Annotated in this window: 24 protein-coding genes; 14 read left to right on the forward strand and 10 right to left on the reverse strand. The window is 63.8% G+C overall.

The window, feature by feature from the left end; translation table 11 throughout:
* The first annotated feature begins 25 nt into the window (after nt 1–25).
* Nucleotides 26–2485: a phenylalanine--tRNA ligase subunit beta gene (locus DAAJ005_RS07650; RefSeq protein ID WP_151846597.1), complete on the forward strand. Its 2460-nt coding sequence runs from the start codon at nt 26–28 to the stop codon at nt 2483–2485.
* Between the two features lie 26 nt (nt 2486–2511).
* Here the strand turns inward: DAAJ005_RS07650 and DAAJ005_RS07655 are convergent, their stop codons facing one another.
* A complete protein-coding gene (locus DAAJ005_RS07655; protein WP_151846598.1) occupies nt 2512–3492 on the reverse strand; it encodes an NUDIX domain-containing protein in 981 nt (326 codons plus the stop codon).
* A gap of 10 nt (nt 3493–3502) precedes the next feature.
* On the reverse strand, nt 3503–4447 hold the full coding sequence (locus tag DAAJ005_RS07660; protein WP_151846599.1) for an alpha/beta fold hydrolase: 945 nt from the start codon (nt 4445–4447) through the stop codon (nt 3503–3505).
* A gap of 38 nt (nt 4448–4485) precedes the next feature.
* On the opposite strand from DAAJ005_RS07660, the gene DAAJ005_RS07665 reads away from it, so the two are divergent.
* The 3 genes from DAAJ005_RS07665 to DAAJ005_RS07675 all read left to right on the forward strand — a co-directional run bounded on the left by DAAJ005_RS07665 (nt 4486) and on the right by DAAJ005_RS07675 (nt 6959).
* Nucleotides 4486–4797 carry a hypothetical protein gene (locus DAAJ005_RS07665; RefSeq protein WP_151846600.1) on the forward strand — a complete coding sequence of 104 codons (312 nt, stop codon included), beginning with the start codon at nt 4486–4488 and terminating at the stop codon, nt 4795–4797.
* A 232-nt stretch (nt 4798–5029) separates the two neighbouring features.
* Nucleotides 5030–5698: a response regulator transcription factor gene (locus tag DAAJ005_RS07670; protein WP_075830407.1), complete on the forward strand. Its 669-nt coding sequence runs from the start codon at nt 5030–5032 to the stop codon at nt 5696–5698.
* Nucleotides 5699–5858: 160 nt separating this feature from the next.
* Nucleotides 5859–6959 (forward strand): hypothetical protein, encoded by a 1101-nt coding sequence (locus tag DAAJ005_RS07675; protein WP_226342632.1) that lies wholly within the window; start codon nt 5859–5861, stop codon nt 6957–6959.
* A 134-nt stretch (nt 6960–7093) separates the two neighbouring features.
* On the opposite strand, the gene DAAJ005_RS07680 is transcribed toward DAAJ005_RS07675, so the two are convergent.
* Nucleotides 7094–7513 carry a hypothetical protein gene (locus DAAJ005_RS07680; protein WP_075830406.1) on the reverse strand — a complete coding sequence of 140 codons (420 nt, stop codon included), beginning with the start codon at nt 7511–7513 and terminating at the stop codon, nt 7094–7096.
* Between the two features lie 375 nt (nt 7514–7888).
* Here DAAJ005_RS07680 and DAAJ005_RS07685 point away from each other — a divergent pair, with 375 nt between their 5' ends.
* From DAAJ005_RS07685 to dkgB, 4 genes are all read left to right on the forward strand, one after another.
* Complete coding sequence (locus DAAJ005_RS07685) at nt 7889–8137, forward strand: hypothetical protein (protein ID WP_151846601.1); 249 nt, start codon at nt 7889–7891, stop codon at nt 8135–8137.
* A gap of 89 nt (nt 8138–8226) precedes the next feature.
* Nucleotides 8227–8907: a peptide deformylase gene (def, locus tag DAAJ005_RS07690; RefSeq protein ID WP_151846602.1), complete on the forward strand. Its 681-nt coding sequence runs from the start codon at nt 8227–8229 to the stop codon at nt 8905–8907.
* A gap of 25 nt (nt 8908–8932) precedes the next feature.
* A complete protein-coding gene (gene fmt / locus DAAJ005_RS07695; protein ID WP_151846603.1) occupies nt 8933–9877 on the forward strand; it encodes a methionyl-tRNA formyltransferase in 945 nt (314 codons plus the stop codon).
* Between the two features lie 75 nt (nt 9878–9952).
* The gene (dkgB, locus tag DAAJ005_RS07700; RefSeq protein ID WP_151846604.1) at nt 9953–10777 is read left to right on the forward strand and encodes a 2,5-didehydrogluconate reductase DkgB; all 825 of its coding nucleotides are present in this window, start codon (nt 9953–9955) and stop codon (nt 10775–10777) included.
* 298 nt (nt 10778–11075) lie between these two features.
* Here dkgB and DAAJ005_RS18900 read toward each other — a convergent pair whose 3' ends face one another.
* Nucleotides 11076–12050 (reverse strand): YtxH domain-containing protein, encoded by a 975-nt coding sequence (locus DAAJ005_RS18900; RefSeq protein WP_192930899.1) that lies wholly within the window; start codon nt 12048–12050, stop codon nt 11076–11078.
* 57 nt (nt 12051–12107) lie between these two features.
* On the reverse strand, nt 12108–12497 hold the full coding sequence (locus tag DAAJ005_RS07710) for a hypothetical protein (protein WP_151846605.1): 390 nt from the start codon (nt 12495–12497) through the stop codon (nt 12108–12110).
* A gap of 72 nt (nt 12498–12569) precedes the next feature.
* Here DAAJ005_RS07710 and DAAJ005_RS07715 point away from each other — a divergent pair, with 72 nt between their 5' ends.
* Together DAAJ005_RS07715 and DAAJ005_RS07720 are read left to right on the forward strand one after the other, a co-directional pair.
* Nucleotides 12570–13574, forward strand: a complete 1005-nt coding sequence (locus DAAJ005_RS07715) for a DUF1517 domain-containing protein (protein WP_151846606.1) — start codon at nt 12570–12572, stop codon at nt 13572–13574.
* A 114-nt stretch (nt 13575–13688) separates the two neighbouring features.
* Nucleotides 13689–14015 carry an HNH endonuclease gene (locus tag DAAJ005_RS07720; protein ID WP_151846607.1) on the forward strand — a complete coding sequence of 109 codons (327 nt, stop codon included), beginning with the start codon at nt 13689–13691 and terminating at the stop codon, nt 14013–14015.
* Nucleotides 14016–14030: 15 nt separating this feature from the next.
* Here the strand turns inward: DAAJ005_RS07720 and DAAJ005_RS07725 are convergent, their stop codons facing one another.
* Entirely contained in the window at nt 14031–14720 is a 690-nt protein-coding gene (locus tag DAAJ005_RS07725) for a cytochrome c4 (RefSeq protein ID WP_151846608.1), read from the reverse strand.
* Nucleotides 14721–14822: 102 nt separating this feature from the next.
* On the reverse strand, nt 14823–15659 hold the full coding sequence (locus DAAJ005_RS07730) for a phosphatase PAP2 family protein (protein ID WP_151846609.1): 837 nt from the start codon (nt 15657–15659) through the stop codon (nt 14823–14825).
* Nucleotides 15660–15816: 157 nt separating this feature from the next.
* Here DAAJ005_RS07730 and DAAJ005_RS07735 point away from each other — a divergent pair, with 157 nt between their 5' ends.
* The 4 genes from DAAJ005_RS07735 to DAAJ005_RS07750 all read left to right on the forward strand — a co-directional run bounded on the left by DAAJ005_RS07735 (nt 15817) and on the right by DAAJ005_RS07750 (nt 21510).
* Nucleotides 15817–17445 (forward strand): ABC transporter ATP-binding protein, encoded by a 1629-nt coding sequence (locus tag DAAJ005_RS07735; protein WP_151846610.1) that lies wholly within the window; start codon nt 15817–15819, stop codon nt 17443–17445.
* 176 nt (nt 17446–17621) lie between these two features.
* Nucleotides 17622–18557 carry a hypothetical protein gene (locus DAAJ005_RS07740; protein ID WP_151846611.1) on the forward strand — a complete coding sequence of 312 codons (936 nt, stop codon included), beginning with the start codon at nt 17622–17624 and terminating at the stop codon, nt 18555–18557.
* Nucleotides 18554–20038, forward strand: coding sequence for a hypothetical protein (locus DAAJ005_RS07745; protein WP_151846612.1), 1485 nt, complete (start codon nt 18554–18556; stop codon nt 20036–20038). The genes DAAJ005_RS07740 and DAAJ005_RS07745 overlap by 4 nt, the downstream gene beginning before the upstream one ends.
* A gap of 293 nt (nt 20039–20331) precedes the next feature.
* Nucleotides 20332–21510 carry a MalY/PatB family protein gene (locus tag DAAJ005_RS07750; RefSeq protein ID WP_151846613.1) on the forward strand — a complete coding sequence of 393 codons (1179 nt, stop codon included), beginning with the start codon at nt 20332–20334 and terminating at the stop codon, nt 21508–21510.
* 20 nt (nt 21511–21530) lie between these two features.
* On the opposite strand, the gene DAAJ005_RS07755 is transcribed toward DAAJ005_RS07750, so the two are convergent.
* From DAAJ005_RS07755 to hisZ, 3 genes are all read right to left on the reverse strand, one after another.
* Nucleotides 21531–22202 carry a DUF6683 family protein gene (locus DAAJ005_RS07755; RefSeq protein ID WP_151846614.1) on the reverse strand — a complete coding sequence of 224 codons (672 nt, stop codon included), beginning with the start codon at nt 22200–22202 and terminating at the stop codon, nt 21531–21533.
* 115 nt (nt 22203–22317) lie between these two features.
* Nucleotides 22318–22965, reverse strand: coding sequence for an ATP phosphoribosyltransferase (gene hisG, locus DAAJ005_RS07760; protein WP_151846615.1), 648 nt, complete (start codon nt 22963–22965; stop codon nt 22318–22320).
* Nucleotides 22962–24131, reverse strand: coding sequence for an ATP phosphoribosyltransferase regulatory subunit (hisZ, locus tag DAAJ005_RS07765; protein WP_151846616.1), 1170 nt, complete (start codon nt 24129–24131; stop codon nt 22962–22964). Before hisZ ends, hisG begins: the two co-directional genes overlap by 4 nt.
* Nucleotides 24132–24191: the final 60 nt, after the last annotated feature.

Here is a 24191-nt window from a genome sequence, read left to right on the forward strand (position 1 = left end):
CTCCGCCCTATTAAGAGGTTCCACCATGAAATTGCCCTATTCCTGGCTTCAAGAACTTGTTCCTAACCTTCCGCCCGTCACCGAACTGGAACCTATCTTCGCTAACTTGGGCCTTCCACTGGAAGGGATTGAAGAGACGCCCACGCCCCCTGAAGGCGTCCTCCTCTCCGTCATCCTGCAAGCGGAGGCGATGGAAGGCACGCAACTGGCGAAACTGACCCTAGACACCGGGCCGCACGGCGAGCGCGTGATTGCCACGGGTGCGCCGGGTGCGGCGAGCCTGCCTGCCGGAACGGTGGTGGCGCTGGTCACGCCCGGTACGGCGCTGGGCGACACCGAGTACAGCGTCCGCACTTTGCAAGGCGTCGAATCCTGGGGCATGGCCGCCAGCGCCAAGGAGCTGAATATCGGCGAGAGCAGCGCCGGAATCCTGACCTTTCCGGCTGGTACGGCCAAAGCGGGAACGCCCATGCATGAGCTGTGGCCCACTGATCATGTTCTGGACATCGAAATCACCCCCAACCGCGCCGACGCCCTCAGCGCACTGGGGGTGGCGCGCGATCTGGCCGCCTTCCTCAAGCTGGAGCTGAAGCAGCCGCCCGCTGGCCCCGCCGCGCACGGCGACGGCGAAATCCGGGTCAGCCTGCCGCCGAAAGGATTGACCATCGAGCGCGATCCATCCAAGAAGCTGCGCTTCGGCTGCGATCACTTCGCCGCGCGGACGGTGGGCGGCGTGCAGAACGGCCCCTCGCCGCTGTGGATGCAGCGCCGCCTGTCTCTGGCGGGGATGCGCCCGATTGACCTGATCGTGGACACCAGCAATTACGTGATGCTGGAACTGGGCCAGCCCACCGCGCTGTATGACCGCCGCGACGTGACGGATGATCAGATTCTGGTGGCCTTCGGGCTGCGGCAGGGCGAGGAAGTCGCTGATCTGATGGGCGGCATCCATACCGTTGGTCCCGAGGATCTGCTGATTCTGGACGGACGCGAACGTGGCGTTTCCACGGTGGCCGAAGCCTTTGCCAACGCCGGACAGCCTCAGCCGGGTGCGGGCGTGCTGGGCATCGCCGGGATCATGGGCGGAGATCACGGGCGGGTGCGGGCCGACACGACGGACGTGGTGATTGAGTCCGCACACTTTGACCCGGTGTTGCTGCGGCGCACTAGCACGCGCTTGGGCCTCAAGACCGACGCCGTTTACCGTTACGAACGCGGCGTCGATCCACTCCTCTCGCCCCGCGCTGCAGACCGCGTGGCCGGACTGCTGGCCGAATGCGGCGGCGGTCAGATCGAGCCGGGCGCGACGGTGGTGGGGGAACCGGAAATCCCCGGCCAGATCACCGCCTCTGCCGACGCCATCCGTGCGCTGCTGGGCATGCAGATCGACACGGCGGAGATGCGCGCCATCCTCGTCCGCCTGGGCTGTGAAGTGGCAGGCGAGGGCGACACGCTGCTTATCACGCCGCCGTCCTGGCGCATCGACATGATCATCTGGCAGGACGTGGCCGAGGAAGTCGCCCGCCTGCACGGCTATGCTGAACTGCCCGAAACGCTGCCCACGCTGCGAATCCACGAGAGCAACATCGGCGCGTCCGCCGCCAACGACAACCGCCAGAACCTGCGCCGCACGCTGGCCGGGCTGGGCTTTCAGGAGGTGGTGACCTACACCTTCACCAGCGACGATGAAGCGCAAAAGGCGCGGGCTGAGGCTCCCGGCGTGCGTCTGCGGAATCCAATGACGGTAGACCGCACGGCGTTGCGGACAGCGCTGTACCCCAGCCTGCTGCGCGCCGCGCTGGCCCATCCCAAAGGCGAGCGCGTACTGCTGTCCGAACAGGGCCGGATTTTCCCGAAGAGTGGCGAGGCCGAGCGTCTGGGCCTGCTGATGCGCGGGCCACTCGCGCCGAACACCCATCAGGGCGGCGTGGCGGGCAGCTACAGCGCCTTCCGGGGCCTGCTGGAAACGCTGGCCGCCAGTCAGGGTGCGGCGCTGGAGATTCGTCAGTTGCGCGGCGAGTCGGTCCCCAGCGCCCTGCATCCCGGCATCGCGGGCGAGGTGGTCTGGAACGGGCAGGCCATCGGCTGGATCGGCGCAATGCATCCCGAAATTGCCCAGGAATTTGGGCTGAAGGGCGAGACGTTCCTTCTGGAAGTCGCGTTGCCGTTGCCGGGCCGGGCGTGGGGCTTCCGCGATCCCAGCCGCGCCCCTGTCGCGTGGCGTGATCTGGCCGTCATTGCCCCGCAGGACGTGGGTTATGGAGAGGTGGCCGCGCTGCTCAGGGCTGAGGCGGGGGAGGGGCTGGAAAGTGTCGAGCCGTTCGACGTATATACCGGAGACCAGATTCCTGCCGGGCAACGCAGCGTGGCCGTGCGGCTGGTCTTCCGGGGCGCTAAGACCCTGACCGACGCGGAAGTCGATCCCGTGATGGACCGCCTGATGGGTGCGGTGCGGGCACAGGGCTGGGGCATCCGGGAAAAGTAGGGGAGAGGGTGGATAGGGGGCTGGGGCTAGACGCTCTGGCCCCTTTTCCAGACCTTCAGGTTGTCCTGAATCAATGTTCCGCTCAGTTCCTCATCTTCTGGCAGTTCGTCTAACCCAAACCAGCCGACTTCCAGCACCTCGCCCTCCTGTGGGGTCAGTTGGCCTGCCACGTCCTCTGCCCGATACAGCACCGAAACGTTGTCCACCACATCTCCATGCAGATACATATAGCGGTAGTCCGGCCCACAGAACATCTCCAGCGGCTCCAGCGTTGCTGCCCTCAGGCCCGTTTCCTCGAACAGTTCCCGCCGCGCACATTCTTCAAAACTCTCACCAGGTTCTAGACTGCCTCCCGGTACCGTCCACTTTCCCGTCCCGCCATGCCGCAGCAAAAGCAAGCACCCCTGCTCACCCGTGACCAGGACGTTTGCGCCGGGGGCGTGCAGCGGGCGAGGGCCAACCAGCTTCCGCAGTTCCATCAGGTGATTGCCGATGGGTGGCGCGGGTGGTGTCGGCTCTAGCGGTAGTGGCGGCAGGCCCACGCGTGAGCGAAGCAGGCTCAGGCTCAGGCGGTTGACATTCTTGCTGATGGGAGGCAGATCATCCAAGGCGAACCAGCGCAGTTCCAGTGTCTCGCCGCTGTCGTCGGGGGCAGCGTGGTCCAGTGCGGAGGCCGGGAGCGTGCCATGCGCCCGCATTCCAACGATGTAGACCTCATGGCCGTTTGGGTAGATGCTGAAAAACTCTGGTCCGCCTTGCAGCGCCTCGGCAATTGGCAGCAGGTGCAAATCCGGGCAGACCAGTCCAGTTTCCTCCAGCAGCTCGCGCCGGGCCGCCGTCAGAAAGTCCTCGCCGGGTTCCAGCGCGCCGCCGGGTTCGCCCCACAGGCCGTCATCACCGCGCCGTTGCAGCAGGATTCGCCCCGTCTCGTCCTGGATCAGCACCCCGACACAGACGATGATCAGCGGGTCATTGCCCCAGAGTTTGCGGAGTTCAAGGATGGACACGCCAGAAAGCCTAACGTCTCAGCGCGTCTTCCAGCGCTTCCGCAAACCCGTCCTCGTCGTCCAGCCAAGGGTAATGGCCGGTGTCCAGCACGGTCACGTCGGCGTCGGCCAGATCGGCTAGATACTGTACCTGTTCGGGATAACTGGTGCGGTCCTGCACGCCCGCGATTACGTAGACCGGGCGGCGAATCTCGGCCAGAAAGGGCAGGTATTCAAACTCCCACATGCCCTGGTTGACCAGAGCCTCCTGCACCTCGCCGCCGCCCACCAGTTGGCTTTCCACGTCCACAAATTCCAGCCTCATGCGGCTGGGGGCGTCCACGAATTCCAGCGCGTTCAGCAGATCGCGGGCGTTCAGCAGCGTAAAAGCCGCCTCTACCCGCGCGTCGCCCACCTGTGGGTGCTGGCCCTCGGGAGTGCTGGTGCGGATCGCCTCTGCGGGGTCTTCCAGTTCCACACCACGCAGGGCGCTGGCCTCCGAGAGCAGGGTCAGGGCCAGTGCCGGAAAATGAATCCAGGGGCCGACGACGATCACCCGCTCGGTCTGGGCCGGGTGGCGGCGGGCGTATTCCAGCGCCACGAGTGCGCCGAAGCCGTGGCCCAGCGGCACGATCCTGTCCAGTTCCAGATAATCACGCACTGCTTCCAGATCGGCCACCAGGGTATCCAGATCCAGCGTGTCGTGGCCCTGTTCGGTGTCTTCCAGTGGGCCACTCCGCCCACTGCCGCGCCCGTCCAGATAGATCACCGGGCGCTCCAGCGATTCCCCGAACAGTTCCCGGAACGAGTAACTGTTGTAGCCGGGGCCGCCGTGCAGAAAGACCAGTGGGGTCTCGCCGGATTCCAGATCGCCCGAGACCTCGAAATACAGGTCGGCTCCGTTCAAGCGCTCGGTGTACACCCCCTCGCCTAATTCATCTTCGAAAAAATCGTCTTGTGGGAGGTCGTCGGTCATGTGGGCAGTGTAAAGCAGCCGCGTTACCCTGACTGGCAATGGATACCTCATCGAAAGCCGCCCTCAATCCTGGTGACGTACAGGGCATCGTCTTCACCCTGGACGGCGTGGACGAACTGACGTTCGCGCGCATTCTGCGGGATGTGATGGGTGAGGCCACTTTCGGCAGGCCGCTGCAAATTCAGGCGCAGGAGCCGCGCCCTGGACTCAGCGCCCGACTAACCGTAGCCTTCCGGCGGCAGGACCGCACGCGGGCGGTGACGGCCATGCAGCGCCTGAAAACATTGCTGCTGCGCTACGGCGTGCAGGTGGACTCGGTCAGGGTGCCCGGCCCGGGTGAGGCGATGTGAAGGCCTTCTATTTCTGAAGATGGCCCCTGTTCCTGAAGAAAGTGCAAGGGGCCGTTAAGAACGCGTAAACCGTTTTTGCGCGCCCAGTGCTGCCCTTCCCCCTACCATGTTCCTAAGCAGAGGAAACCTCTAACCCACGGCGCGGAGTCTTGAGGACAGGAAGAGATTTCCCTCTCGCTGAGGACGTGCTTTTCTCGGGGCCAACCAGAGAAAGCTGTACAAGAGGGTGACTATGGAGCAACGCATTTTACTGATTGAAGACAATCCCGACATCACCCGCGTCGTGGAATACGAGCTGGAGCAGGCGGGCTACCGGGTTCTCAGCGCCTCGGACGGCGTGAGCGGTCTGACATCGGCCCGCGAAAGCAATCCCGATCTGGTGATTCTGGACCTGGGCCTGCCTGATTTCGACGGCGCAGAGATCGCCCGCCGCCTGCGTAAGACCAGCAGCGTCCCGATCATCATCCTGACTGCGATGGACGCCGTGGACCGCAAGGTTAACCTGCTGGAAGCGGGGGCGGACGATTATATGACCAAGCCCTTTCACCCCGAGGAACTGGTGGCCCGCGTCAAGGTACAACTGCGCCACCAGCAGCACGGCGAGGTTATCACCATCGGGGCACTGGAGATTCACCCGCAAAAACGCCTGTGTCACTACAACGGTCATGAAGTCCGTCTGTCACCCAAGGAATTCGATCTGCTGACTTTCCTGTCCCGCCAGCCGGGCCGGGTGTATTCCCGACAGGAAATCGAGCGTGAGGTCTGGAACGGCGAGCTGCCCAGCAACAGCAATGTGGTGGACGTGCATATGGCCAACATGCGCGCCAAGCTGCGCGATCTGGACGGCTACGGCATCATCCGCACCGTGCGCGGCATTGGGTACGCGCTGAAAACGGCGTAATCCCGCGCAACCGTTGTTGAATTTTTATTCTTAAATATTTAAAGGCTCCCGCCTTGCTAGAGGGGACCTTTTCTACTGTTGCCACCGCTGCTGCTGCTCTCAATGGAAAATGAGACGCGGTCTCTATCGCCTGCCCTCTCCAGAGGCTTACGCTGTCGGCATGCAACGGTGGCTGTGTCTGTTGGTTCTGTCTGTAGCTGCTTCGGCGGGGGCGCAGGCGATGGGAACGCAGGACCCGCAAACGTGTGGCGGCGGCCTGAATCCCCCGGAATGGACGCGTTCCGGGGTGTATTCGGGCCTGCTGGGCACCAGGGCGATCACGCTGGGGCTGGACATCCAGGACACCGATTCCAGCCGTTATTTCTACGTGGGCCGTCCCCTGGACCTGCAACTGACGGCCTTCCACTCCGGCGAGACCCTGATCTTGCAGGAGGAGGTTCGCAGGTCGCTGGGATCAGCCCCCGTCGTCACTGGCTGTTTCATGCTGACCCGCACCGACGGCGCGCTGCGTGGAAGCTGGAAAGCGCCGGGCGCGGTAAAGGCGCTCAAGGTCAATCTGGAGCCGCTTAACGTGGCAAAGCTGCCCCTGAAACTGCCCCCCTCACCCGGACTGCAAAAGCTCCGCAGCAGCGATCCGCTGGCTTTCGTCAAGCTGAACCGGGCCTGGGTGGTGTCTGCTGATGGTCAGAGCGTGCGGGAGCCGCTATCTGGTCTGGAGTATCCCCGCCTGCCGGATGCCAGCCCTGCGCTTCAGGCCACGTTGCAGGACCGCCTATTGTTTAACGCCGTGAATGCGCTGGAGTGTGCCTCAAGCCTGCCCGAGGATAGCCAGGGAGACGGCTATAACCTGCATGTAGACGTGACCCTGCTGACACCCCGGCTGATCAGCCTGCGCGAGAACACCGACTATTACTGCGGCGGCGCGCACCCCGACAATTCCACGGTGGGCCTGATCCTGGACCGCACCAAGGGCCGCCTGGTGCCTCTGCTGAATCTGTGGCCCAGCCTGACCCCGGTCCGCCTGAAAGCGCTGTATCTGGCCGCCTCGGCATCTGGTCCGGTTTCCGAGTGCGACGATGTGCTGCGCGACATGAATGCCAGTTTTGCCGTCTCACTGAGCAGCGGCGGGCTGACCCTGACGCCCGATACGCTGCCCCATGTCGTGGCGGCCTGTGCAGAAAGCGTGGTTATTCCCTACGGCCAGCTCCGGCGCGGGGCAAACGTCGGATCACCGTATTTCGCGGACCTGTATTCTAAATAGCCGTTTTTCAGTATCGACTGCTGGATGAACAGTTAAAACGCTGCCTGGAACTGATTTTCCGGACAGCGTTTTAACTGTTCTGCCCAGGAATTTATCTTCGGGGCTGTCAGAGTTTTTTAAGAACTGACAAGAACCTACTTGCGCTTGTTCTTGGAGCGGGTCTGTCCCAGAGCCTGACCCTTCTCATAGCTGGCCTGCATCTTCTTGCGGGTTTCGGCAGCCATCTGTTTGAAATCCACCAGTCCAGCTTCAATGGCCTCGACGGAAGGCTTGATGGTGCCACCCTTGCGCGCAGCAGCGAGTTCGCGGTTGACTTCGTCGAACCACTTATCAAACTTGGGTGTGGTCTCGAAGAGCATTTCCTTGGTGTCGCGCTGATAGGTGCCCTCGCTGCCCCGGCGAGTGAACTGTTTGGGCATGGTGAAGCGTTCGGGCATGTAAGCGGCCTCGAATTTACCGTCACGCACCGCGTCACGGAACATCTTGACGAAAGTATCGCTGCGCTGGGGATTGCTGAGTTCGTGAACCTGCTCACTGAGTTTCTTATAGGTCATGTTGTTGCCTCCAACTTTGGAGTATGGAGGAAATCGACAAGCTTTGTAAAGCCCCCTGGGGTTAATCCACGCAACTCGCCCTCTTTTTGAGCGGGTACGAATTGCTCTGGTCTGAACCACTTACATTCAGAAGTTCTGAAGAAGTCTATCAATTTTTCAGGGCGGCTACACTTCTAAAAGAGGCAGCAGGCCTGGATTTGTGAGCAAAGTCTGATCAACTGTGCGCGGCCAGATACTGTGGGCCACCGAGTCATACGTGCCTTCGTGCTGGATGATGATTTCTATCGAAAAAAATGCAACTGGCTTTGGAATCCATGTACTTCTGGCCCAATGGTTTCTGCAGAACGGCCAGACCCAGCGGCTATGCTCCGGGGCATGGACGATCTGCGTGGCTGGCTGGGCCTGCTGTGTCTGCTGCTGGCAGGTGCGGGCTGGGGCTTTCAGGTGTCGCGCCACGGGGTGACGTGGGCGGCGCTGGCTATGATTCTGATCGCCAGCGTCACAGGGCTGGCCCTGACCACCGACGCCTTTCTGCGCGGCCACGATCTGCCGCTGGTGCTGGGCCTGACCGGGGCACTGGGTGCGGCCACTCTGGCGGTCTTCAGCAAACGGGATGGGCCGTGAGCTGGGCCGGGTGATGGACGGCCAGACCCCACACAAATTGACCCATGCCTCTGTCTACTGTCCGTCCGTCTGGTAAAACAGACAGCACTATGACCGGGCAAACGACTCCCACCTGGACCCCTGCCGAGGCGCGCGTGTATCCGCTGCGCCTGTACGGCGATCCGATCCTGCGCCGCAAGGCCAAACCCCTGACCCTGACCGACACATTCAATGTGCCGGGGGTGGGGCCGCAGAGTGTGCGGCAGGTGGCCCAGACCATGCTGGAAACCATGTTCGAGGCGCGTGGAGTGGGCCTCGCCGCGCCGCAGGTGGGCCTGCCGGTGCGTCTGTTCGTGGCCGTGGAGTACGAGGACGACGAGGAGGAGAACGAGGGCCACGACTCCCCGCTGCGCTCGCGGGTGCTGCGCGACTTCGTGATGATCAACCCGGTGGTCAGCGTGCTGAACAAGAAAAAGGACAGGTCCTATCAGGAGGGCTGCCTGAGTATCCCCGGCATCTACGAGGAAGGTGTGCCGCGCGCGCGTGCCGTGTCGGTCAAATACACCGATCTGGACGGGCATCAGCAGGTTCTGGAGGCTGAGGATTATCTGGCCCGCGTTTTTCAGCATGAGCTGGACCATCTGGACGGCGTGCTGTTTCTGGACCGCTTGCCCCCCGAGGTGACCGACGATTACCGCAAGGAACTGCTGGCGTTGCAGCAGAAGTCCAGGACATTGATCGGGGATCTGGCCCAGGCAGACCGCCTGCGCCGCGAGCGTGGCGGTGCATGATTTGCAGGGTACGGATTTGAACGGTATGAAGGTGGCTTTCTTCGGCTCCCCGGCTTTCGCGCTACCGGTGCTGGAGGCCATCCGCGCACAGTTTGAAATCGTGCTGGTGGTGGCCCAGCCGGATAAACCGGTGGGACGCGGCCTGAAGCTGACGCCGCCGCCCATTGCCGCGCGGGCCGCTGAGCTGGGGGTGCCGCTGGCGCAGCCCACTAAACTCCGGCGCAACGCCGAGTTCGAGACCGTTCTAGGAGATTCCGGCGCTGATGTGGCCGTCACCTGCGCTTACGGCAAGATTCTGCCCGCCTCTGTGCTGGACATTCCCAGATACGGTTTCCTGAACACCCACACCAGCCTGCTTCCCGCTTACCGGGGGGCCGCGCCGATCCAGTGGGCGCTGATCGGCGGCGAGACCCTTACGGGGACCACCATCATGCAGACCGATCCCGGCATGGACACGGGGCCGATTCTGCTTCAGGAGGAACTGCCGATTGCCCCGCAGTGGACCAGTCTGGACCTTTCAGACGCGCTGGCGGGGCAGGCGGCGCGGCTGATCGTGACGGCTCTGGAGCGGCTGGGCAGGGGAGACCTCGTGCCCACACCGCAGGACGACGCGGCGGCCACCCACGCGCCCATGCTGGTCAAGGAGGACGGCTTCGTGCGCTGGACAGATTCGGCGCGGGCCGTGGTGGACCGTTACCGGGGCGTGGCCGCCTGGCCGCAGACCACCGCGTTTCTGGGCGGCGCACGCCTCAAGCTGGGCGGCCTGAGCGTGGAAGAGGGTGAGGGCCAGCCCGGTGAGATTCTGGGGGTGGATGCCAGCGGACTGCTGATCGCCTGCGGAAACGGTGCGGTGCGTGTGCAGACCGTTCAGCCCGAAGCCCGCCGCGCCCAGCCCGCCCAGACGTGGGCCGCATCGGTAGGCGTTGGGGCAGGCAGTCAGTTTGACGTGTGGAATCCTGATTCGATGTAAAGAAGGGAGGGCCTGGAAGCTGCATAAAGAAAAACGGTTCTTGTCCCTTCCTGCCCAGCGCGGCATCATACCCGGATGACTGCAACAGAGAACTGGACGGTGCCGCCCTTCGGACTGGGAACCTTTCGCCTGAAAGATCAGGTGGTCCGGGATTCCGTGCGTGACGCGTTGGAAGTGGGCTACCGCGTGATCGACACCGCGCAGGGCTACGCCAACGAGGGCGAAATTGGCGAGACCATCGCCGACAGCGGCGTGGCCCGTAGTGATCTGTACATCACCACCAAGATCAAGCCCGACAACTACAGCGCCGATAAACTGGTGCCCAGCCTGCGCGAGAGCCTGGACAAGCTGGGGGTGGACGCCGTGGACCTGACCCTGATCCACTGGCCTGCCCCACGCGGCCCGGTCAGCGCTGAGGAATACCTGGGCGCGCTGGCCGACGCCTACGCGCAGGGCCTGACCCACCAGATCGGCGTCTCCAACTTCACCATCGCACTGTTAAAGCAGGCCCGTGAACTGCTGGGTGATCTGCCCATTGCCACCAATCAGGTGGAAATCCATCCCTACCTGCAAAACCGCAAGCTGGCCGACTTTGCCCGCCAGGAGGGTATCCACCTGACCTCTTACATGACGCTGGCGGTGGGCAAGGTCATGGAGGACGACGTGATGAAGGACATCGCTAGGGCGCACGACGCCACGCCCGCACAGGTGGCGCTGGCCTGGGCCATGGGGCTGGGCTACTCGGTCATTCCGTCCTCTACCAAGCGCGAACACCTGGAAAGCAACATGAAGGCGCTGGACCTCAAGCTCTCGGAAGAGGACATGCAGAGAATCGCCGCACTGGATGGCCAGGGCGAACGCCTTGCCAATCCGGCTAGCGTCGCACCCGACTGGGACTGAGCGTTCTTGGGATAAGGCGATCTCCCGCCGCCGCGGCTTCAAGTGCTCATTTAAAAATTGAGGTTGAGGATGCAGCTTCTGCGCTCCTGATCTTCCAGCTCATGCTCAGAGAGTCTGGACAGTTCGCTGTACAGCAGTTGCATTCATGACACCTTGTAATGGTCCAGCTCACTGCCCGTACCCGCTGCTCCTATGCTGCTAGGTGGACTTCTAGCCAGCCAACGGGGTCAGGGCTGACCATCAATTCTGAAGACAAGAAAAAACCTCCCACATGGGGAGGCTTTTTTTTGGCTGTGACTCAGGTATTGCGCTTGGTGTCGTTGGCCGCGTTCTTCACGTCGTTGGCGGTCTTCTGCGCGCCGTCCTTAACATCCTGGGCGGTGTTCTGCATGTTGGTCTTGACGCCCTGCGCGGCGTTGCGGGCGCTGCTGCTCAGATCGCTGCCCTGGTGGTGGGTGGCGTCATCGGCGGCCTTAGCCGCCTGCTTCTCGGCCTGCGCGCGGGCTTCGGCAATGAAGTCGCGGGTGCCGCCCTGGGCCTCGGCAGCCTTGTTCTGCACGGCAGCGCCAGCATTCTGGGCAGTTGTCTTCGCCTGATCTGCGGCATCTGACATCTTGCTCTTGGCCTGATCGGCGGTGGCCTGAGCCTTATCTTTCGCATCGGCTGCGGCGTCCTGTACCTTGTCTTTCACCTGTTCGGCCTTGTTCTGTGCCTGATTGCCCAGATCCTTGGCCTTCTCCTGCGCCTGCGCGGCCACATCCTGAGCCTTGTCTTTGGCGCCGTCCACTGCGTCCGAAGCCTTGGCTTTTAACTGCTCGGCTTTGTCCTGGGCCTGTGCGGCGGCGTCCTGGCCTTCCTTCTTGACTTCCTTGCCCACGTCCTGAGCATTGGCCTGGGCCGTCTTGCCCACATCGCTTGCGGCTTCTCCCACCTGTCCAGCGGCCTGACCCACCGCTGATTTCACGTCCCCAGCGACTTCCTTCGCCTTGTCCAGGGCGGCCCCGGCTCCACCCTCGGCAGCGGCGTCCTTGACCTCGCCCGCCTTGTCGGCGATCACGTTTCCGGCCTGTGCGGCGGCGTCCTTGGTCTTCTCCCAGCCCTTGGTCACGCTATTGCCCACATCCTGGGCGGCGTCCTTCAGGCCCAGTTCGGCGAGTTTGGCGTCCAGCGCCTTGCGGTTTTGCTCGCGGCTGAAGTAGTACGCGCCCGCACCGATCAGTGCGCCCACGGCCAGCAGACGTTTGGTGGGAAAATGAGGTTTGTTGTTAGACATGAGAATCAGCCTACGCGTCCCTCATCTGTGCGGGATGAGCCACACTTCAGAACGGGTTTACCCCTGTGTCGCTCCGTCCATCAGGCCCAGGCGACGGGCCAGCTCCTCGGTGAAGATCCACTCTTCCGGCTCGTCCAGCCCCGTGACGCGCACCAGCACGCCGCCCCGGCCCAGGTAGAAGTCCGTGATCTTCTCCCACGCCTCCTGCTCGTCTGCGGCGGTTTCGTCGATGTCTTCCAGGGTGCCCCACACGTCGCCTTCCACCTCGCCGCTTTGCAGGGCCTCGGCGTGGGCGCTCAGGACGTAGGGGTCCACGGTCTCGTCGCGCCGCACCACGGTGTCGGGCGCGCGGAGTTCCAGGCGGTCATCCCGCTCGTACAGGCGGTCCTGAAAGGCTTGCCACTCCTCGGGAGTCAGCGTGATGGTGGGTCGGGGTTCGGAGGTCACAGCCGAGTCTACCCGTCCCTGGGCGGCGGGGGTGTGGGAACGCCTGACGCGTCTGGGCCGTAGACTGCGGGTATGAACGTCTCTGGACCCTCTGCCCGCCGTTCCCAATCGCGTGGCCTGTTGATCTGGCTGGCCGCCCTGGTGCTGTCTCTGGGCGCTCTGGGCCTTTCAGGAGCTGTCCTGGCGCAGTCTGGCGGCGGCTTCGGCGGCAGCAGTTCAGGTGGCGGTGGGGGCGGCGGCGGCAGTTTCGGGGGCAGCAGTTCCGGCGGCGGCGGCTTTTCCACGGGTGGCGGCAGCTACCGGGGCGGCGGCTACTCTGGCCCGATCATCATCAACGGCGGCGGGGGCTACGGTTACGGCGGTGGGGGCGGCGGCTCCGGCTTGATCGGAATCATTATCGTGGGCGTGCTGGTGTTTATGGTGGTGGGCTATATGCGCAACAGCCTGAGCGCAGGTGGGGCAGGCGGCACGCGGGGGCTGGGCGGCGCCCTGGGATCGCTGAGCGGCACTGCCCAGGCCGTCAGCGTGCAACTGCTGCTGGCCGAGGGCGACGAGGTTAAAAAGGCACTGCAAAAGGTGGCCCAGAACGGAGATCCCGACACCAACGCCGGGTTGGCCCGCATGCTTCAGGAAGCCGCGCTAGTGGCCCTGCGCCACCCCGAACGCTGGGTCTACGGCAACGTGGAACGCGCCCAGGGTGCGCCCAATTCCGCCGACAGTCAGGTGGGGGCCTGGGCCACCGAGGCCCGCTCGGCCTTCACCGATCAGACCACCAGCAACTACCAGAACAAGGACCCCAAAACGGGCTTTGCCCACCAGGACGGCTACAAATACAAGGGCGACGCGGGCGACATGTATCTGGCCGTAACCATCGCCGTGGCTGCCCACGCGCTGGGCAACCTGCCTCCTGCCGGGGTCACCAACGCCGCCGAGGCCAGGGCCGCCCTGCAAATCATCAGCAGCGTCAACGCCTCGGACCTGATCCGGGCTGAAGTGGTCTGGAGTCCCGATGTGGAGGGTGAATTTCTGAGCGAGGACGAGGCGATCATGAAGTACCCGAAGCTGACCAAGTTGTAGGAACGCAGTGATTTGAGGGCCGGGCGAGGCGACTTCCCGGCCTTTTTCTGTGCCTGAGATTTCTTGCGCTGGGCGACACTCGCGCCCGTCCCTGCTGGCTATCCTTCAGTCCCGATGGCCCGCCGCCTGCCTCCCTCCAACTGGCCGCCGCCCCCGCAGACTGCGCCCGCCTGCGCGCTGTGTGGGCGGGCCGCGCCGCACCTGACCGAGCATCACCTGATTCCGCGTTCGCAGGGGCGCAGGCGTGGAACAAAAATCTCCGAATTGCCCACGGTCATGCTGTGCGGGCCGTGCCACAAATTTCTGCACCGCACCTTCAGCAACGTCGAACTGGCGCAGGAGTACAGCGCCGTGGACACGCTGCTGGAGCATACAGATGTGCGCCGCTTCGTGACGTGGATTAAAAGGCAGCCCGCCAGCCGAAGCGTGCGGGTGCGGTAACGATCAGGCTCGGGCTTATTTCTGCATGCTGCTGATATAGGTGGCGACAGCCTTGAGGTCATCGTCGTTCATGGGGCGCAGGATGATCCGCATGGCGTCGGGGTGGGGAATGCCGTAGCCAGGGGCGTCCTTGAACTCGTGCAGGATTTCCTCGCCGTATTCCGGCGACAGGTTGGTGATGCTGGCCACGCCCAGGCGGTCATCGCCCCGGCCATTGTCGCCGTGGCAGATGGCGCAGGCGATGATGTTGCGTTTGCTGTCGCCCATGTGGAACAGCGCCTCACCTTTGGCGCGCACCGCCTCGTCGTCCACTTTCCAGGCGGGTCCGGGTTGCAAGCTCCCGGTGTAGGCGGCGATATCCGCGATGTCCTGATCCGAGAGGTTGGCGGCCTGCTGCCACATCACCTGACTGGGCCGCAACTTGGCCCGGAAGGCCGCGAGTTGCAGCCGGGTATAGCTGGAATGCTGTCCGGCCAGACCGGGAATGTCTTTGTTCATGCTCGCCAGCCCGACTCCGTGGCACCCCTGGCAGCTCTGCGAGATCTCCTTGCCGTGGGCTGGGTCGGGAGTCTTGAAGGTCAGGGCCAGGGGATTTCCGGCTGGCGGGGCAGCGCCTGCACCCGACTGCGCCAGCGCCGAGATCGCGGGGATAAAAAGGGCGAGCGGAACGGCGAGCCACAACAACAATCGGATGGTGCGCTGCATACAGCCTCCTTGAGTCGGAACATCTTTTGATCTGAACTCAAGTGTAGTCCCCGTTACGCCGAAACTTTAATGACACGAACTTCACATTCAGGCAGCAGTCTGTCAGCGGGGCGGCACAGTTTCGGGGCGAGGCTGGACCATAGTGGGCGGTGTCATATGTGGCAGCCAGCGGCGCAGCACAGCGGGGACCACCTCCACGGCCACCACCACCAGCACGGCGTAACGCAGCGCCCGCACCAGCCCGATGTCCTTGATGGCACTGGGCAAGGCTCCCAGCCCGAAGAACACAATGAACACCATCAGCAGGCCAAGCACGCCTACGATCAGTCGCCCGGCCAGATCACGCGGCGGCGCGAAGTTGGGGCGGGCGTACCAGAATCCAGCGAACAGGCCCAGACCAGTGCCGAACTCGCGGGGCGTTCCGGCGGGCAGAACCGTGGCGATCAGCAGCGCCACCACGGGAACTGCCCAGCGCCACGTTCCGGCATCGGGGAAGGCCACGCGCCCCGCCACTGCCGCCGCGATGCCGCCCAGCAGCAGGCCCACCATCACGTCGGACGGAAAATGCACATGCAGAGCCAGCCGCGAAACCGAGATCAGGGCGATTAAAACGGCTGCCGCAACCCACATGCCGGGCCGCCTCACCTGCATGGCAATGCCCGCCCAGAGCGTGGCCGACATCTGTGCGTGTCCGCTGGGAAGACTCGGCCCGCCCGCCGTGGCCCGCGCGGCCTCCGAGACGAGGCCCGGATCGCTGGCGAAGGGACGCGGCACGTTCAGCCCGTATTTTAAGGCGCTGTTGACCAGATAACTGCCCGCGAAGACCACGCCCAGATTGCGCCCGCCCGCCGGATTCCACAGCCAGGTATACAGCGCCAGCACGACGATAAAGACCTCGTCACGGCCCAGATTGGTGACCGCCAGCCAGAAAGATTCCATGACGGCATTTTGGGGCATGGCTGACATTGGGTGAAAGGGCTGGCTCCACTGGATTGGCCCCACTGGGCTGCTGCGGCATGACGGCTGGGCAGACGGCACAGGCAAAAGCCGCGCCTGTATCCCCCTTTTAACCCGCCCTCTGCTCTACACTTTGCCCATGACCGCCCCCAACCCTGCCGAGTCGGCCCCCGACGTGCTGCAACAGGTCCGGCACCAGTCCGAGAACGCGCTGGAACTGCGCGGCATCACCAAACGTTTTCCGCTGGTGCTGGCCAACGACGACATTTCCATGCAGGTCAAATGGGGCAGCGTCCACGCGCTGTGCGGCGAGAACGGTGCGGGCAAGAGTACGCTGATGAAAATCGTGTACGGCATTCAGCCGCCCACTTCCGGCGAGATCGTGGTGGACGGCGAGGTGGTCAACTTTAACGATCCCGCCGACGCCATTAAGCGCGGCATCGGCATGGTGTTTCAGCACTTCATGCTGGTGGAAACGCTGACCGTGACCGAGAACGTGATCCTGGGCGCGGAGCCGACCAAAGGCGGGGCCATCGACTACGCCACCTCGCGCCGGAAGGTGGCCGAGCTGATCAAGCAGTTCAACTTTGCGCTGGACCCCGACGCCATCGTGGGGGAGTTGCCTGTGGGGTTGCAGCAGAAGGTGGAAATCCTCAAGACGCTGTACCGGGGCGCGCGCATCCTGATTCTGGACGAGCCGACGGCAGTGCTGACCCCCAGCGAGACCGACGAACTGTTCGAGTTTCTGGTGGGCCAGTACGCGGCCAGCGGCAACGCGGTGGTTTTTATCTCTCACAAGCTGCACGAGGTCTTGCAAATCAGTGACCGCATCAGCGTGATCCGCGACGGGCGCATGATCGGCACCATTCCCGCCGAGGGAGCCACCACCGAGACGCTGGCGCAGATGATGGTGGGCCGCGAGGTCACGTTGAAGGTGGAAAAGGATGCGGCCACGCCCGGCAAGGTTGCCCTGGATATTCAGAACGTGGTGGTGAAAGGCGAACACCGCAACGCCGTGGACGGCGTGAGTTTCCAGGTGCGTGCTGGGGAAATCGTGGGCATCGCGGGCGTGGAGGGCAACGGCCAGAGTGAGCTGGTAGAGGCCATCACTGGACTTGCACAGTACGCCGGCACGATCACCTATCTGGGCAAGACGGCCAAGGGCGTGCGCGAGGTGGAGGCATCGGGCCTGTCACATGTGCCCGAGGACCGCAACGAGCGCGGGCTGGTGCTGGACATGACCACCGCCGAGAATTACATCCTGGGTGAACAGGACCGGCCACCCTTCGCCGGGCGTTTTGGCTTTCTCAATCTGGACGTGATCCAGAAGAACGCCCGTGACCTGAGCGAGAAGTACGATGTGCGCCCCCGCAGCGCCAGCCTGCGCGCCGGGCAGTACAGCGGCGGCAATGCCCAGAAGCTGATCGTGGCCCGCGAGATGCGCAAGGGGCCGAAGATTCTGGTGGCCAGCCAGCCCACGCGTGGGGTGGATATCGGGGCCATCGAATTCATTCACGCCCGCATCGTGGAGGCCCGCGATCAGGGCCTGGCCGTGCTGCTGATCAGCGCCGATCTGGGCGAGGTCATGAATCTGGCGGACCGCATCCTGGTGATGTACGAGGGCAAGGTGGTGGGCGAGGTGGAGGCAAGCAAGGCCACCGAGACGGGTCTGGGCCTGCTGATGACGGGCAGCTCCGAACATGGGGGCGCATCTGGCGGGCGCAGCGGCGAGGTCAGCACGACACTGCAAAAAGGGGAGCGGCAGTAAGAGGAGAGACTGGGTCTGCTGACGGCAGGAAATAGACAGGAGAATTGGGGGGTGGGGGAGATGCGGAGTGCTAAACTTCTGACACCTCCCCCCTCCCTGTTGGCATGGGCAATGCACAATTCAAATCCGTTTTTCCCTGAGCGCCGCCTCCCACCCCGTGAGGCGAGGAGATGACGATGAAGACACAGAGCGGCTTTAGACGTTTTGCGCGGTATCTGGTCATGTTTTTCATGCTGGGTGGGCTGCTGTGTTGGGGGCCGATGTTCACGGCCCAGGCGCAAGACGTTCAGAAACCAGCGCGGGACGAACTGATAAGAACCACAAATTTGATGACGAACGCCCAGAGTCTTTCCTCTCTCAACGACGCTCTTCAGCAAGCCACTCAAGCCATCAACAATGCCAAAACGGTCAACGACAACACTGGGGGCGGACTCATGCCCCGGATAAACGCTTCCAGGAAAGTTTATTACGATACGTCCATACGGCTGGTCAACCTGTTGACGGTCAGTTGTGAAAAGGACAAGGTTCGGAAAGATGGTCAGAGCGCCTGGAACATTATTTCCAATCGAGAAGGGGATACCCCCGAATTTCTAACTAAAGCGGAGATCAAAAAGCTCAGAACGCGCATTGAGAACTGTCTTCGCCCCCCAACGGTCTATAAGGGAATGGGAACGTCCACCTTCAAAGGCGACGACAGCTTGACGGTTGTCAGATTCGATGTGACCTGGACGCTAAATACGGCTCTTCCGCCCGGCACGCTGAGCATCTATTCCTATACACCCAGCGGCACAGTCACGGTGGAGGCCAGCCAGGACGATTGCAAGGGATCAGGCAAGTTCGCCATCACGGCTGGCTTGCTGATCATCACGCTCGACAATGAGGTGGCGGCCCTTGGAATGCTGGAGGGGGATTTCTACGAGTTCGCCTTGGCATCGGGCGACATCCTGACGCTGAAATGTTCCAAGGGCGTGACATATCCCATGCCTGCGGGTGCGCTGAGTTCAGCCGACGCTGTTGTCATGGACGCCATAAGCTTGCTGAGCGGTTCGCAGACTCAAGACGGTGCTGCGTCGAACTGGTCATTTAAGGCCACCAAGTGGAGCAAGCCATGAGGCTTTTCCGCTGGCTGGCGCTGCTCCTGCTGCTGCTCGGATTTGCCGGGGCGCAGAGTCCCGCCTGCCCCGCCTGCGTCTGGGTGGGCCGCGCCCAGATCGCACTGCCCAAAGGACTGGGTTTCACGGCTGACCTGACCCTGACCCCCTCAAGCCAGAGCAGCAGCGGCACCGTGACATACGATCTGCGGGCAGTGATTCACCCCATCTCGGCGGGCGCGGACGCTTCCCGTAGCCGGATGCGCCCACGCGTGCCGGAAGTGGTGTACACCCAGAAGCAGGCCGCTTTCTTCAGCCTGGACACGGGGCGCTACGATGGGCGCATTCTGGCCCAGTATCCGGTGGTGGGCGCGAAAGACAACGAGATTCTCCGGCCCGGTTCAAATGAAGCGCTGCTGTGGCTGCTTAACTTTGACGGGGCTAAATTCTCGGCGGACGGCAGCACTGTGCAGGGCAAGGACGAGAACATGACCTTCAGCCTGCGCCGCCTGCCTGCCCTGTCGCCCGCCCCGGCTGCCGCGCCCGCATGTGCCACCTGCGCCTGGAGCGGCACGGCCACAGCCACCAGCCGCCTGGGGACGGCCCTGAGCGTGGCCTTGACCCTCACCCCCAGCAGTGTGCAGGGATCAGTGGTGCGCTACCGAGTGGCAGGCGCGTTCAAGGTGCCGTCCGGGGTGCCGCAGCAGGAACCAGGCCGCAAGGATTGCCGCACCACCTACGCCGCGCCGTTCACGCTGGACGCGGAACAGTACGTGGAGGTAGATAGCGTCCACAGCACTTACCGGGGCGTGATCACCGCGCAGGCCGCCCTGATCACCCGCTGTGACAACAAGACGCTGCCCGCCACCGATGAAGTGGTGCTGATGATGACCGTGGGCAAAGTCGGTGTGGATCAGCCGCTGGCTGGCGGCGCAATCAGCGGCACGGTGAACCTCGCGCCCAGGATCAGTAGCCGTTACGCCCTGACGCGCCTGAACGCAGGGCAGACGCCCACACCTGTAGCTGCCGCGCCCACTTTGGCTGTGGGGGGCTGCGGTGGGTGCCGCTGGGTGGGCAGCGCCAGCGGCAAGGCCGGGCGCTTCGGGGTGCCGTACACGGCGGCCATCACCCTGATTCCTGCTAAAGCGATAGACGCAAACCGCCAGCGCTACACCGCCGACGTTACCCTGACCCTGACGGGCGTGGGGACGGCGGAGGAGGGTTGCCGTGCCACGCCCAGGGGCGGGGCCATCCATTTCACCACTGAGGCCAACAGCATGATCGACACCCTGAACGGCACGGCACTGCTGGGCGTGGTGGTGCCAATTTCGCTGAATGTCACCTGTACTGGGCTGCTGGCAGGTGCTGCGGGCGCACTGGGCCAGGACGCGGCCCAGTTGATTCCCACCGGAACGGGCGCGGGCCTGAGCCTGAGTGAGAACGGCACCCGCCTGAAGGGCAGCGACAGGAACGGAAGCTGGGACTTGAAAGCGCAGCGCTGAGGAACATGCGGATCAGGACGTTGGAGGAGCTGTCACGGTTGAACCTCTCAGTCTGCTCCCCTCAATGAGAGCCGAGAAGCGTGGCTGACATGGCAATTCCGCAACCTTTTTCTCCCTTCTGATACGGACTCCGATTAAAAGGTATTGCAAACACTTGGAAATCCGAGGGGAGCGAGCAGGAGGAAAACGGGTTCCGGGCGTGGAGTGCCGGAGGGGTTAAACGTGGCGGCGTGCCAGAGACCACTGGCGGTCAGGTTCCTACCCAACCCCCGCCACGGCGTATCCTTGCCCCCATGACCCAAACGGAGAATCTGCCCACGTATCCCACGCTGACCGCCGCCGAACTGCGTCACCAGGATTCGCTGAAATGGACGCTGTACGGCGAGGACGTGATTCCGATGTGGATCGCCGACATGGATTTCCCGGTGGCTCCCGCCATCCTGTCGGCGTTGCGTGAGCGCCTGGAGCGTGGGCTGGGCTACCACCAGATGATGGGTGACCAGGCGCTGCTCAGTCTGCTGTGCGCCAAGCTGGACACGCATGGTCTGAAGGATTTACCGGAGGGCGGCATCGCCATGCTGCCAGGGGTGGTGCCGGGCATCTACGCCACGGTGGCGGCGTTGACGCAGCCCGGAGAGAAGGTGCTGACCATGACCCCCGTCTATCACCCCTTCCACCTGAGCATCACCACGCAGGGGCGCGAGGTTGCGGCAGTGGCGCTGCTGGACAGCCCCGATGGGTATGGGATCGACTGGGACGGCATGGACGCCGCCGCGAAGGACGCGAAGCTGATGCTGCTGTGCCACCCGCACAACCCCACCGGACGCGTCTGGACCCACGATGAACTGGAGAAACTGCGCGATCTGGCCGTCAGGCATGACCTGTACGTGTTGAGCGACGAATTGCACGCCGATCTGCGTTTCACGGACGGCGCGTTCGAGTCCTTCGCCGCCGATCAACGTGTTCAGGGCCGTACCATCACCGTGACTGGGCCATGTAAGGCGTTCAACACCGCTGGCCTGGGCATCGGCGTGATGATCGGCTATGACGCCGAACTGGTCAAAAAGGTTCGTGCCGCTGCCGGGGGCCTGATGGGCCACGAGGGTGCCCTGAGCGTGACCATGTGGCAGGCCGCCCTGCGTGACGGCGGCCCCTGGCTGGCCGACACGGTGGCCTATCTGCGCGCCAACCGCGACTTCCTGACCGATTACCTGCACCAGCATCTGCCTGCCATCAAGTTTCATCCGGTGGAAAGCACCTATCTGGCGTGGCTGGACCTGCGCGACTGCCCGCATGCCGATGACATCCAGACGTTTCTGCTAGAGGAAGCCAGGGTCGCCCTGCACGACGGCCCCACCTTTGCCCCCGAGGATTTCAAGCCCCAGACGCAGGGCTTCATTCGTCTGAACTTCGCCACCAGCCGCGAAATTCTGACCGAGGCGCTGGAGCGGATGCGCCGGGCGCTCGGGTAAGTTCCAGCCCCCTTGCCCGGCTAATTCAGCTTCATGCCTTTCAGAACCACGGCGGCCAGAACCTTTGCCAGATCGGTCAGTTCCGGCTGGCCGTCCTCTGCGCCGGTCTGGGCGATTCCGGCGATCAGCGCGCCAGTCATCACCGAGGTCTCGTAGATGGCCTGAATGTCGGCCTGTTTGCCCTTCATGACGCCGGAGTCCACCAGAATGTCATTGAGTCCGCGCTGGAGGGCGTTGGTTTCGGCGTCGCTGAGTTCGCTCCCGGTCTGCGCCTGAAGGCTGACGCTGAGCAGGAGCGTCAGGCCAGCGGCCAGATTGTTCCTGCGGAGATCGGGAATGGTCTGGGCCGCGCTGAACAGATCGAGGCACAGCTTGGCCATCACCTGCTGATCGGCGGGCTTTTGCACCATCGCGGCGCAGTTCTTTTGCTGGGTGGGTTGGCCCTTGAAGGCGAAATCACTCCGGGCAAGGTCATATTTGTACTTGACGGGCGTGGCCGGGGGTCTCAGCGCCTGCTGAACCGCCATCGCCGCGAAGTCAGGTTTGACGGTGGCGGCCACATAGCCCACCGAACGCTGCGCAAAGGTCTGGTAATTCTGAAACGAGGGCGTGAAAAACTGGGCCTGGCCGCTGCCCATCAGGATTCCTGCCGCCGTTACCGTCCACAACACTGTCCGCCGCAGATCGTTCATATGCCTTCTCCCTGTGGCCCGGTACGCGCCTCCGGGTCAGGGTGGGGGCGAGAGCCTCTGTTCATGCCGGGCGGCTAAGGACAGTGTACAGATGAGCTGAATTTTGCCAAGAGGCTCAGGAGAGAGGCTGATCTCCCACCAGTTCCCGCAGCCGCTCAATCAATGGGCGCAGCCGCTCGCGCCGCAACTTCAGCGCCGCGCGGTTGACGATCAGGCGGGCGCTGGATTCAAACAGCACGTCCTGTTCCTCCAGATTGTTGGCCTGCAACGTGCTGCCGGTCTGAACCAGATCAATCACGGCCTCGGCCAGTCCCGTCAGGGCGGCCAGTTCGATGTTACCGCCCAGCTTGACCACCTCGGCGGGAATGCCGCGCGCGTTCAGGTAGGCGCGGGCGATGCGCGGGTACTTGGTCCCCACCCGCACCAGGGGCGCAGTCGCCCCCACCTCGCGGATCAGCGACAGGCGGCAGGCGGCGAAGCGCAGATCGACGGGTTCGTAGACCTCGCGCCCGGACTCGGTCAGCACATCCTTGCCCACGATCCCGGCGTCGGCCACGCCCAGATCGACGTACACGGGCACGTCCTGATTTCGCAGTTCCAGCACGGTGATGCCTGGGAATTCATGGCGCAGGGCGCGGGACTTTTCCGGCAGCGTCAGGGGAAGACCTGCCCTGGACAGCAGCGCGATGGCCTCTTCCAGAATGCGGCCCTTGGGCAGCGCCAGCGTCAGGTGATCGGGGGCGCGCAGGGGGGCGGGGGTCATGGCTGCACCTCCGCATCAAACAGTTCCGATCCGCGTGCCCAGCGGTGAATGCCCCGTTCTGCCGAATAGCGCCGCAACCCGTCCAGATCGTCGGTCCAGGCCAGTTCGGCGCACAGGCCAGCGTCACGCGCGGCCTCGGCTCCAGCCGCGTCCAGCGCCAGGACCACTTCGGGCTGAGGGGGCAACTGCGGGGCGGCGGCGCGCAGCAGGCGTTCCAGGCCTACCGCGAAGCCTGCACCCGGCAGACCCCCATTTGAACCGCTGTCCAGCGTGTAGCGGCCCCCGCCCAGCACCGGCTGATTCAGCCCCGCCGCGTAGGCGCGGAAGGTCAGGCCGGTGTAGTAGTCGTAGCGGCGGCTGGCTCCCAGGTCATACAGCAGGTTGCCGTCATACAGTGCCGAGACCTCTTGCAAGTGTGCCACTGCTGCCCGCGCCCGCGTGCCCTGCGCCAGCTTTGAGGCGGCGTCCAGCACTTCCGGGCCACCGTACAGATCGGTCAGGGCGTGCAGGGTGCGTGTGACCTCGCCCGACAGGCCGTGCTGGGACGACAGCAGATCGATGTCCGCGCCGCTCTTGCGGTCCACCGCGCCGTGCAGCGCCTCGCGGGCGGGGCCGTGCAGGGCCGCGTCCTCCAGCACGGCGTCCACGAAGCCGGGAAAGCCGACTTCCAGCTCGGCACTCACGCCTACTGTTTTCAGCGCTGCCGCCGCCAGATGCAGCAGTTCAGCGTCGGCGCGCGCGCCTTCAATCCCAATCAGTTCCACGCCGGTCTGCCCAAATTCACGCAAGCGGCCCAGCTCGCTGGTCAGTGCGCGCAGCCACAGCCGCCCGCTGTAATGCAGCCGCAGCGGAAACGGGCCAGCCGCAAAGCGCGAGCGCACCATTCGGCCAATCGCGGTGGTGAACTCGCTACGCAGCGCCAGCACCTGCCCACCCGAATCAATCAGTTTGAAGGCGCGGGCATCCTGTGGGTGGCGGGCGTCGGCGTATTCCAGCGCCGGAACCTCCACGCCCCGGTAGCCCCAGCTTCCGAACAACCCCGAAAGGCGGACGCGCAGGGCCTCGCGCTGTTCCCATTCGGGGGGCAGCACGTCGCGTGTGCCCTCGGGAATGGAGGCGGACGGTGGGGCAGACGGCAGGCGGGCAGGCGAACTCACGGGAGGCATTGTAGGGGCTGGGCGGCTGGATGGGCTGATAGGGGAGAGTGGCGAGGCTGTTTTCCAAGG

The organism is Deinococcus sp. AJ005 (assembly GCF_009017495.1).
In the GTDB taxonomy this organism is placed as follows: domain Bacteria; phylum Deinococcota; class Deinococci; order Deinococcales; family Deinococcaceae; genus Deinococcus.